7 protein-coding genes are annotated in these 12,248 nt (G+C 44.5%); 3 read left to right on the top strand and 4 right to left on the bottom strand.

What is annotated here, in order from left to right; all coding sequences use genetic code 11:
• Positions 1-546 precede the first annotated feature (546 nt).
• Positions 547-2,172: a peptide ABC transporter substrate-binding protein gene (locus ABUE36_RS02995; RefSeq protein ID WP_421017106.1), complete on the bottom strand. Its 1,626-nt coding sequence runs from the start codon at positions 2,170-2,172 to the stop codon at positions 547-549.
• 472 nt (positions 2,173-2,644) lie between these two features.
• Between ABUE36_RS02995 and ABUE36_RS02990 the strand changes: the two genes are divergently transcribed.
• From ABUE36_RS02990 to istB, 3 genes are all read left to right on the top strand, one after another.
• Positions 2,645-5,077, top strand: coding sequence for a Xaa-Pro dipeptidyl-peptidase (locus ABUE36_RS02990; RefSeq protein ID WP_421017105.1), 2,433 nt, complete (start codon positions 2,645-2,647; stop codon positions 5,075-5,077).
• Between the two features lie 574 nt (positions 5,078-5,651).
• Positions 5,652-6,875, top strand: coding sequence for an IS21 family transposase (gene istA, locus ABUE36_RS02985; protein ID WP_003555353.1), 1,224 nt, complete (start codon positions 5,652-5,654; stop codon positions 6,873-6,875).
• Positions 6,876-6,884: 9 nt separating this feature from the next.
• Positions 6,885-7,622, top strand: a complete 738-nt coding sequence (istB, locus tag ABUE36_RS02980; protein ID WP_014386885.1) for an IS21-like element helper ATPase IstB — start codon at positions 6,885-6,887, stop codon at positions 7,620-7,622.
• 11 nt (positions 7,623-7,633) lie between these two features.
• Here istB and ABUE36_RS02975 read toward each other — a convergent pair whose 3' ends face one another.
• The 3 genes from ABUE36_RS02975 to ABUE36_RS02965 form a co-directional block, all read right to left on the bottom strand.
• Positions 7,634-8,344 (bottom strand): CPBP family intramembrane glutamic endopeptidase, encoded by a 711-nt coding sequence (locus ABUE36_RS02975; RefSeq protein ID WP_421017104.1) that lies wholly within the window; start codon positions 8,342-8,344, stop codon positions 7,634-7,636.
• A 153-nt stretch (positions 8,345-8,497) separates the two neighbouring features.
• On the bottom strand, positions 8,498-9,694 hold the full coding sequence (locus ABUE36_RS02970; protein ID WP_421017103.1) for an MFS transporter: 1,197 nt from the start codon (positions 9,692-9,694) through the stop codon (positions 8,498-8,500).
• 75 nt (positions 9,695-9,769) lie between these two features.
• Positions 9,770-11,992 (bottom strand): alpha-galactosidase, encoded by a 2,223-nt coding sequence (locus tag ABUE36_RS02965; protein WP_161002391.1) that lies wholly within the window; start codon positions 11,990-11,992, stop codon positions 9,770-9,772.
• Between the last annotated feature and the right edge of the window lie 256 nt (positions 11,993-12,248).

The following is a 12,248-nucleotide window of genomic DNA, read 5'->3' as shown; positions in this document are numbered from 1 at the left end:
TAAGATCATCCCGTGTTGAAGATTCGGACAGATCACCGAATCTTCAACACGCTCACAGTCGGTTTCAACGCTGCCGCCCTCTCGCTCACATTCACTTTGCTAGCAGTCAAATCAAACGTTGGCGCATTAATTCATTCAAATAAAGTCCAATCCACGTCAACTAGGCAGTCCAGTTCTGATTGATAAGTGATAGCTAACGCAAATTTTTTAGACTATCCTCCATGTCGTGACAGGTAGTTAAGCAGTTTGTTCCCTACTACTGCAAAATTACTATCACTATGTTAACTGAAGGGCGTCAACAGTGATACCGAGCCGTGAAAGTGGTGTTAATTCGGGATGGTTTTACCGAATTTACACCACGGACGGGCCACCAAGACTCGCAGTTCTCACGAGGCTTGGTGGCGAGGTGAAGAACTTCGAACTTCAGAAGGCCTGAACCGGTCCCACGGCGAGCGTGTCACTGTTGACAACCGTAAGCGGCCATCGATACAAAACAAAAAGTGCAACAACGATTCGTAACCGTCATTGCACTTTATAAATCTGCTATTACTTGATTGTCACGTCACGGAAGAACAAACTTGTTCCATTTGGATCAATGGCCAGTCCCTTAACGCTCGGGCGTTGCATATAAACGTAAGCGCCTTGGTAAACCGGTGCAGTAAACGCGTCCTTCTTAACAATCTGATATTCAGCATCCTTCAAGGCTGTCCAACGCTTGGTTGGGTTTGTGGCGTACGTTGAGTTGGCGTCAGCCACATCCTTCAGGTACGTTGGATTCTTGTAGTCCGTGTTCAAGTGGTAAGCCCCACCATCCGTGATGAATTGGTAAGGATCTTGATAATCCGGACTCCAAATACCGTAAACAATATCAAACTGATAGTTGTGACCAAAATTCAAGCGTTGTTTCAATGGTACTTCGCGGACCGAAATCTTCAGCCCTGGCAGGTTCTTTTGATATGAGCTTTGCATGAACTCGGCGACAGCCTTCGCCTCTGGTGTATCCGCTGATAAGAATTCCAGCGTCAGGCTCTTTTTACCAAGTTCTTTCAGCCCTTCCTTGAATTCCTTTTGCGCGTAAGCACGGTCATAAGGAACTAAATTGCCGCTATACTTCCGGAAATCTTCACCAGTGACCGAATTTTTAACAAAGTTTGCTGGCACAATCCCGTTTAGTGGTGTTGACCCATCCTGCAAAACATTCTTTGTTAATTGTGTCTTATTGAAACCAGTGGCAAGGGCACGGCGAATGTGAACATTGCCCGTCGCTTCCCGCTTAGTATTGAAGTTTAAGTAGCCAATTGCCGGGATCTTACGAACGTGATATCCGCTCCGGCCCTTATACTGCTTGACATACTCATTGTCCAAATCAATAAAGTCTAACTTACCGGACTGGTATAGGTTTGCCGCTGTACTTTCAGACTTAACGGTCGTCAACGAAATTTTATTGATATGAACCGACTTAGCGTCCCAATATTTTGAATTCTTTACAAAGGCCCACTTGTCATTCGTTCCCGTCCACTCAGTCACTTTAAATGGACCGTTGTAAATAGCATGAGCAGCGCTCGTACCGTACGCCTGTCCCTGCTTCTTAACATAGGCTTCATCTTGAGGCGCATATGGGGCGGTGGCCAGCAATTCGTTCAAGTAAGTGATTGGATTGGCTAGTGTAACTTGAAGTGTCGTCTTGTTTAACGCCTTTACACCTAAATCAGTGATTGGTTTCTTGCCCAAACGGACATCCTGACCATTCTGCAATGGGTCAATGTTTTGCGAATTCGGTGAGCCCGTTGTTGGATCAGCAAGCTTCCGCCATGCGTAAACGTAGTTTTGTGCTGTTACAGGATCGCCGTTTGTCCATTTATTTGTCTGCAGTTTAAATGTATATACCTTTTGATCTTTGGACACGGTGACGGACTTCGCTCCAGCCAATACTGGCTTGCCTTTTTGATTAAGTCTGTAAAGTCCTTCAATTGCGTTTTGAATGGCTTCACCAGAACTAATGTCGGAGTAACGGCTACTGTTCAACGTCGCTAAGGCGTCAACGGTACCTACGCGAAAATTATTTTTATTAGCGGTGGTCTTTTTATTACCACAGGCAGCCAACGTAATGGCCGTAACTGTTGCAACCGAAACTAACGCAACCGTTCGAAGATAATGTTTAAAGTGTTTCACTTTTATCGCCCCGTTTAATTTAAATTTGACTCCCAATGTATGCTTACTTATTCCATAGCCCGTAAATCCAACATCGCACGTTTGCCACCAACCTTAGTTTATTGACAAAAATAGCGAGCCTAACCAACATTGTGGTCAGGCCCGCTGTCATCATCAAAGATTATCGATAACTAGACTTGTTAACTAACCACACGTTGAGCCACAACAAAACAAACACACTGTTTATGTGTGCAACAAACACGTTCGACTGTTTTTGTCGTGAATGACATGTGATAGCCTCCATCCGTTATTCCTTCTTGATAAACTTACTGAAAATAAGTAGCCTTGTCAACTAAACTTTCTCTTCTAAAGTTTCTCATTTTGTTGCCATTATCGCATGAAAGAAAGCGGTATAATTATTTTTAAATTGTGTTTGAGTTTGCAAATCAAGTGATGCACTCTAAATCGGTTTGCAGACATAAAGGAGTTTATTATGAAAAATAATCAGTTTGCTCGTCTGGATACCGATTTAACAACGGCAATCAGTGAAATGCAGACAATCAGCTTTTACGATGCCAGCGTTGCTAATGCGACAAATGGTGTCTTCACATACCGTTTGTTACTGCGCAAGGCCTTTTTGGACGCCACTACTGGCAGCAACTTTGACATCAAACTGGCTAACTACCTGGCGACCCCAGAGACTAACCTAGCCGACTGGTTGGATTTAGAACAACCTGTGACTGCGTCAATTTTCTATCGCGTGGCCTTGCAATTGTTAGACTTCCTGGAAACCGTCGACTACGACTTAACCGATCCATTGGCTGCCATGGCTAAGATCCAACTGCCGGTTTACCACACGGATCATGACGAATGGTCTAAAGATGACGTGTTGGCAGCGTGGTATCTTTTGTTAACTACGCACACTAAAAATGGGCAAACATATTTGGACAAACTGGCCGTTAATGGCTACTTCACTAGTTTATATGCCCTCCCTGCCAGCAAAAAACCGTTATTCTTTAACGGGAAAGCACAGCCTGTGTTTGATCAAAACAATCTGATTCGTGAAGTGGTTTATGTCGAAAGTGACGTTGATTCCGATCATGACGGCAAGCTCGATTTATTAAAGGCAGAGATTATCCGCCCGCGCGAAACAAACGATGGTTTGAAAGTTCCAGCGCTCTATACGTCGAGCCCCTATAATCAGGGGATTAACGACGAAGCCGGCGAGGCACAAACACACAATGTCAACGTGCCGCTAACAGCCAAAGAGCCCAATCATACTAGCTATGCTGACATTGAATACCACGAAAATGACCAAACTTTACCGGACAAACGCACCGTTGCTGGTGAGACGACAACAACCGAAGAAACATTTGGTCGCGAAGCAAGTTACACATTAAACGACTACTTCCTGGCCCGTGGCTTCGCAGCTGTCTACGCGGCGGGCATTGGCACGGTCGATTCCGATGGCGTTCAAACGTGTGGTTCCGTTGAACAAACAAAATCGACTGTTGCCATCATCGAATGGCTTAACGGATCACGGCGTGCCTTCACCAACCGTACCGATAATATTGCCATTAAGGCTTGGTGGTGCAATGGCAATATTGCCATGACAGGTCGTTCCTACCTGGGCACATTGGCAACTGCGGCTGCTACGACTGGTGTCGACGGTTTGAAGACCATTATTTCAGAAGCCGCCATCTCTTCCTGGTACGATTATTATCGCGATAACGGCTTAGTAATTGCGCCTGGTGGCTTCCCTGGTGAGGACGCGGACGTTCTGGCCGTTGAAACATTCAGTCGAATGATGAAACCCGCCGATTACCATGGCATCAAACCATTCTTCGATGCACAAATGAAGTTAATGCAAGAACAAATGGACCGTGAGAGCGGCAATTACAATACATTCTGGGATGAACGAAACTATCGCAAAAACATTAAAAATATTAAAGCCGATATCGTAATGGTTCACGGTTTAAACGACTGGAACGTTAAACCACGCAACGTGGAACGTTTGTGGGACGGATTACGTGACTTACCCGTTACCAAAAAAATTATTCTTCACCAAGGGCAACATATCTATATCAACGCTTTCCGGTCAATCGACTATACCGACATGATGAACCTCTGGCTCAGTCATGAACTCTACGGCGTTGATAACGGCGCTAAGGAACAATTACCAAACGTCGTTATTCAAGACAATGTCACGCCAGAAACCTGGACGGCATACAAAGACTGGTCTGAACCAACGTTACCGAAATCACGTTACTATTTTGCAAACGACGAACTGGTTGCAACGCCTGCTAATCACGGGGCCAAATCGTTTAGCGATCAGCTTCCCCAAGAAACGTTTGACCGATACGCCGCGCATAATGACGTTTGGGAACAAGAACTCTTAACTGCTGATAAAAATGCTTTGAGTAATAATCGACTATTAATGAAATCTGCCCAGTTTGATGATACGAAAATCATTGATGGGAAAGTTATCGTCCACGCCGCAGTCGCTGTTAACCAACCGTTAGGCATGCTGAGCTTCCAATTGGTTGACTACGGTGAGGCCAAACGTTTCAATATTTCGCCAACGACGATTAATGCACACGGTCTGGATCTGGGCTACCACTGGCGTGAAGATAGTTTGCGAGAATTCATGTTGGCCAGTCATAAGACTGCGTTTAAGATGATTACCAAGGGCCACATTAACCTGCAAAACCGTGAGCATCCTTGGCAAAACGATGAACTAAAGCCAAATCAATTCTACGAGGTCAGCGTTGAACTCCAGCCAACGTTCCATCGACTGTTAGCTGGTCATCAACTGGGATTGGTTGTTTATGCAACCGACTTTGGGATGACGGTACGTGGCAATCAAGATTTACAATACTCCATTAGTTTGGATCACAGTTTTGTGGATGTTCCGTTCAAGGACTAATTCGGTACGATATATGTGATTGCGTGATTGCGTTACGCGGTCTGGCGACGCCGTTCCATGGGACCGGTCTCAGCCTCCCAAACCCGGAGTCTTCAACCTCGATTCAGAGCCGCATAACCCGCTCGTCTCTGAAGTCGCCCCGTCATACTAGCTGGCTTCTGCCAGCTAGTATGACTTTCACTGAACTCTGTCACCAGGCCACTTCACTCATTCAGTGGCCTTTGGACAAAAAGCATTCGCAAAAAATAAACGCTACTATTAAACAAAATACATCATCAAAAAGATCACACCTGAAGTAAAAATCTTCAAGTGTGATCGTTTTTTCTCTTATATGAATCTAACGCCCATGTCACAGCTACCGCAATTAAAAACTAGATCATCGGAGTCAACCCAAGTCGCTTCAAATCCAATGTTTTCACTTTTGTTTTTCGCAACAATAACCATGCAAAGATAAAGAATACTCCAGTAACTGTAAAAGGCACCCGTAAAATGTAGGAAAACGGCAGGTTAGAACTGTTGGTTTTCCTACATTTTTTGTATCATGAATCACATCAGAGTGTAGGAGGAATTTGATGTGAGACGTGATTTAAGAGAAGGAGTGACGATTTACGTGACTGAAAATATTAAGCCTAACTTCGCCGAGATTGCCCGGCAATATAATGTTGATTATCGAACCGTTAAGAAAGCCTATGAGGAAGTCAAAGCTGGACTTAAGGGCCGACCAAGTGGTCGACCGAAACGGCCAAGTTTACTGGATCCATTCAAGCAAACCATCGATTCAAAGCTTGAACTAAATTGTTCGGCTGCTTCAATTTTTAAATTTATCCAGAAGAAGGGCTTTACCGGCAGCTATACCCTCGTGAAAGATTATTGTCGCCAAACCCGCCGAGAACGAGTTAAGAAAGCTACCATTCGGATTGAACATTCCCCTGGTCTCTCTGCTCAAGTTGACTGGAAAGAAGAAATGGCCCTAGTGAGCAGCGAGGGTGAGCTGTTTAAATTCAATATTTTCTTGTATGTATTGCCTTATTCAAAACTCAAATATATGACACTAACCTTTGATCGGAGCCAAGATACCCTCTTTTCTTGCTTACACGACGCTTTCCTTCATACCGGAGGTATTCCGACGGAAATCTGGTTTGATAATATGAAAACCGTTGTGGATCATACAAAATCCCAGTTTGGCCACGCTGTCTTTAACGAACGGTTCCACGAATTCTGTAAAGATGCCGGTTTCACACCAATTGCTTGTCGACCATTCAGACCACAAACTAAAGGTGCAGTTGAAGCCCTTGCTCGCACGGTTGAACGTTTACGGCCATACAATACTGAATTTGCTGATGGAACTGAGCTAATCGAACTAGTTCATATGCTCCGAGATGATCTAAATCATGAAACTTCGCAGGCCACGGACGAAGTCCCGTACCTGAAATGGTTAGACGAAGAAAAAGAGTACCTTCATCGCGTTCCAGTTAATCTCCTTGAACCATACTTCGAAGAAAACATTACCCGTGTCGTTTCGAAGGAGGCCATGATCAATTTCCGCAAATGTAAGTACTCAGTAGATCCGCGATACATTGGTTGTACGGTTGCTGTTGAAATCTCCAATGATGAGCAGCGCATTCACATTTATTATAACGGAGAAGAAATTCGTACGCACTCCATAACTACCAATTCGCTGAATTATGACCCCCAAGATCAGTTCAATATCCTCAAATCTGATTTGCTTAAAGGGCGGACAGATGAAGACATTTCAGCTTACATTCGTGAACATATGACTGATTACGACAACTTATAGGAGGCTACCATGACCACTAATAATCAAATTCTTTTAAATAATCTTGAGCGCTTAGGGTTAAACAAAATCCGTGAATACTTGCCGAATTACCTTGATCAAATTCACACTGATAATCTGTCATTAACTGAGGCGCTAATTGATTTAACTAATTCGGAACTCCAGAATCGACACGAAGGTCAGATTGCACGGGCCATTGGCCGTGCTCGGTTCCCCAATACAAAATCCCTAGATACATTTGATTTTAGCTTTCAACCCAGTATGAATCGCCAAGAGGTTCTGGAATTCCAGAATCTGGCTTTTATGGAAAAGTCTGAAAACTTAATCTTTATTGGCAATCCGGGAGTCGGTAAAACCCACTTGGCAATTAGTATTGGGATTGAGGCCTGTAAACAGGGCTGTCGGGTTCTCTTTATTAATTGTCATGAGCTGTTGATTAGATTGAGAGCAGCTTACGAAAAAGGACTGCTTGATCGATCTCTAAGCCGCTATTCGCGCTATGACCTATTAATTATTGATGAAATTGGGTATTTGCCAATTGGTCACCAAGAAGCTAACCTCTTATTTCAGCTAGTCAATGCCCGCTATGAAAAGCATTCAACGATCATTACCAGCAATAGTGATCTATCCGCTTGGGTTGATATTTTCCAGAACCCAACTGTGACAGCAGCCATTCTCGATCGCTTGGTTCATCATGTTCACGTAGTGAAGATCACTGGTAAATCTTACCGATTACGTGGCCTCAAGTAACTGCCGAAAACCTACATTTCTTTCTGCCGAAAACCTACATTTTTAAACTGCCCTTGACAAGTAACAATTATTACAGGAACAACTGTCGTCTCCAGTTGCATGCCATGACTGGGACCTGCTATGCCCGGAAAGTCTTGTAACGCATGCGTTACGATGGCAAACCAAAGATTTCCTGTTCTCAGATATATTGCCGCAAAAAGGGCGCCTACAGCTGTCGCAGTAAGCATTTGTTCTGATGTTGCCAGCCATGATTGTTGCGTTAAATTGAAAAGGTGCGTCGAACCAAATAATATACTGCTAACCATTACGCCAAAAAAGATTTGATGTTTTCCAGAAAAAGCTCTAATGGCCAACGGCAATAGCATACCGCGAAAAATGTATTCTTCAGTGAGACCCACAAACATCGCTAAAACAAAAGCACTTAAAACAGCAGTGACGCGACCATCTCTGATTGCAAACCCAATCACCACGATTGCCAGCAAAGCGCGAAAAATACCATACCAGTTGATCCACATTAATTTATGCGGCGAAAGAGTCGATGTCAGTCCAATCGGTTGATTTAGCCACCCCAGATTCAGTAATAGTGGACCAGCTAAAAGGATGACTTCCCACATCGTCGCTCCCACAATCGAATGCGGGCTTGCCGCAAATTTTGAAATTCCCAATACCAGCCAAAGGACTAAAACTGGTGCCAACAATTGGACCCATTTATTTTTGAGCATTGTAAACATCCCCTCACTATTTTTCTTATCGTGAGATTAGTGTATTCTCGGCCGCTAAAAAAGCCCAGTAATCCGTGTTCATTACTGGGCTAAGAATCCTAGACACCTGTCATGTCAGCGTTTAGAAGGCTCAATGGAGATCCTTTAATTGGTTTAACGCGATGTTCTGGAAGAAGTTTGACGACGATGACTCGCCGTTATTGCAATCGCAAACGCGCCAATCGTTATCACGACTAAGAGCGACCCAAGTAAAAAGAATGTCTTCGTCCCCACCGAATCATGTGTAATTGCACTCAGTACCTTGATGCCATATGGCGCGAGCAAGGCGCCTGAATTAGTGCCTACTAGCAATACGGCTGCAGTCAACGTTTCGGAGTTTGGCGATGAAACTGTTGAAACACTATTGAACATGTGCGCGGCAATTAATGGATATGCAATTCCAAACACCCAAGCACCGAATAATGTTAGCCAGAATGTGTGTGAAATTGCCATGACCAGCACGCCGATGCTCAAACAGGCTAACCCAATCGGTAAAATATAACGACTCAACGCCTTGTAAATCTGCCCGTATGAAATGGCAGCGAGGACGCCAATAATCGTCATGGAGCCGGTGATAAGTCCCGCCTGACCAGCGGTGCCATAACCGACACCGGTGACAATAAACGGCAAGTGAACAAGAATGGCAATGTGGATCATCAACAAAAAGAAGAAAAAGATGGCTAGGCCAACGACTTGCCGGTTAATGTGTTGATGAATCTTGTCACCTTGTTGTTTAGCTGAAACTGCCTGCGGGTTTTGTGGTTCAGGGACCACTACGTAAAAGAATATCGCAACGATAAAGGCCGCTGCATAAACCCAAAACGTGGCATGCCAACTAATCGAAATTAAATAACTGGCGATAAAAATCAACAATGATTGACCCAGGTTTTCAAATGCACTGCGAAAGCCCATCAAATTGGCCTTTGTTTTTCCATCGTACATAAACCCGATCATACTAACAGCCAATGAATTGAACATCCCCAAACCAACGCCTAGCACTAAACGTGATCCAAAAATCACAGGATAACTATTCGAGAATGCTGGCACAATCCCCGCCGCACCAGCAATAATTAGACCGATCAAGGTCGTACTCTTATTGCCAATTTTGGCGGCAATCGATCCACTCAGCAATACCATAATCATGACGGAAAACGCTGGCAATGTTGCTAATAATTCGATTGACGCCTGACTAACGTTTGGGAACGCCTTTTCCATGGCTGGCAAACTAACTGAAATCACATATGCGGAAGTTAAGACTAACGAAATCGACAATAAAGCAAACTTGGCTACCCACGATTGTTTTCGAATCATCAATACCGCCCCCTCGGGTTAAAACAGTGCTCAAACGGACATTTGATCCCTCCAGTAATTTCTCAATTGACTCATTTATTTAGCATGTACAACGTATAGATCCGCGTGAAAATCGAAAGTTTGATCACGATTATCACCGCGTTCCGCAAATAATTCTGGAATAAAAATCCCGGCGTTCATCAATTGGCGGCCTGAAAATTCACCCTCAAAGCCGTCTACTGTATATTGAAAATCAGGATTCAAGCCGGCAAACTTCAAGCGACGGTAGGCTGGGTTAGGCTCTGCCAAAACTTGATAACGCCCTGCAATAGCCGTCTTTTGATCGTCACTGACAACCATCCAAGATGTCACGTTACCGTCGCCAGCATACGGACTCTGTAAACGGATGAACGTGCCTTGCTGGAATAGTAGCCGGTACCGTTTATAAAACTTGATCTGATCAACCACAGTCGCCTTTTCAGCCGGACTCATTTTACTAATATCCAGTTCATAGCCAAGTACACCAAAGTAAGCAACAGCTGCACGGGTTGCCAGTGAGGTCACGCGGCGATCCTGATGGTTTGGTACAGCAGAAACGTGGGCCCCCATCGTACTCAACGGATAGATCATTGAAGTGCCCCACTGAATTTTGAGTCGTTCAATGGCATCTGTATCATCACTCGTCCATGTTTGTGGCGCATAGTACAACATACCAGCGTCAAAACGGCCACCGCCAGACGAACAGGATTCAAACAGGACATCAGGAAATGCCGACGTCAACCGTTCATACAATTGGTAGACGCCAAGAATGTAGCGGTGAGGGAGTTCTTCCTGTTGGTCCGCTGACAGCGCCAAACTAAACATTTCAGTAATGTGGCGGTTCATATCCCACTTAATATAGTCGAGGTGCGTCTCACGAATTGCCGCCGCCATTTGGTCAAACAGATAATCGATTACTTCCTGACGAGAGAAGTCGAGCACAAACTGGTTGCGGGCCGGTGTCATTCGCCGATCCGGCACATGAATGGTCCAATCTGGATGAGCCGCATATAGCTTACTTTCCTTAGAAATCATTTCCGGTTCAAACCATAGACCAAATTGAAGGCCCAAATCGTGAATTTTATTGGCCAACCCACTTAATCCGTTTGGCAGCTTGGCAAGGTTGACTTGCCAATCGCCTAAGGAAGTCTTGTCATCGTTTCGTTTGCCAAACCAACCGTCATCGAGCACAAACAGTTCAATTCCCAACGACTTTGCCGATTTCGCAATAGCTAAAAGTTTTTGCTCATTGAAATCGAAATAGGTTGCCTCCCAATTGTTAATGAGAATTGGCCGTGGTTCTTTGACCCACCGTTTTGAGATCAAATGATTGGTTAAGAAGCGTTGAAATTGATGACTCATGCCGTTAAGACCGTCACTGGCAAATGTCATCATTACCTCAGGCGTTTGAAATTGCGTATGTGCTTTGAGTTGCCAGCCGAATTCAAACGGATTAATGCCCATCGTCATCCGCGTGACGTTATAGGAATCGACTTCGACCTGCGCTAAGAAATTACCACTATAAACCAAATTAAAGCCATAAACGTCGCCGTTTTGATCCGTGGTCTGTTTACGGGCAAGTGCTAAAAACGGACTTTGTTGCGCACTGCTGGCATCTCGAGTACTGCTGATTGCTTGCACACCACGCGTTAGTGGTCGCCGATACAGATGACGTTCCCGCGCCCACGCACCAGACAATTGAATCATGTCATACTGATCGTCAGAAAAATCAACGCTCGCACTTAATGCCGCATCGAGTTTGACCGTCGATGTCCCCTTGTTTTCAAATGTCGTGCTTCGCACAATTACGTCCTCGTCTTCGAACACGCTGTAATTCAAGGTCATTTGCAAACCGCTCTGCCGTTCAAGTAAATGAATTCGCAACGTCTGAACGTGCTTGTCATCGACGTCAGCGCTGGCAGATGGCAAGGTGCCTAATTTTGGTTTCCCATCAATAATGTCATAATCTTGGTAGGCAAATTCAGAAATGCGAGCGCCATTATCGTAGGTGACCTGATAGGCAGGATACCGAAAATCGCCGTGACCGTAGCTTGGATATTCTTGCTTAATCATACTCAGCGTAACTTCAGGCTGTTCCGCCGTCAGTGTCGGTGTGATGGAACGAAATTCGCGATGACGAAAATCCGCGAAATTCACCTCGTCACCTAGTCGCGGTCCGTAATAATACTGGCCTATTTCACCGTTTTCCAACACTCCCATCAAATAGCTGGTATGCATTGTTTGCAAATTAAAATCGTGCCCCGTTACTGTGATGCTCATTGACAACAACCCCCTATAAGTCAATCAAATATTAACAGTCTTATGCTTTTAATTTTACACGTTTTGTAATCGCTTACAAAGATACTTATTTTAAATTCATTTTGTTATGCCGAATGCGACGTGAAGGCCGTTCAATAAGTTACTTTACCATGATCACAGGCACGGATCTTTACGGTTATCGACAATGAAACAACTAGCGTCTGACCTGAAACGACTCAACCCGTTCTACACAAAAAACGTGGCATAAAATAAACGC

It is taken from the genome of Furfurilactobacillus cerevisiae (genome assembly GCF_048961765.1).
Taxonomy (GTDB): domain Bacteria; phylum Bacillota; class Bacilli; order Lactobacillales; family Lactobacillaceae; genus Furfurilactobacillus; species Furfurilactobacillus milii_A.
Note: the sequence above shows the minus strand (reverse complement) of the source record. Positions and strands in the feature narration are given on the sequence as shown.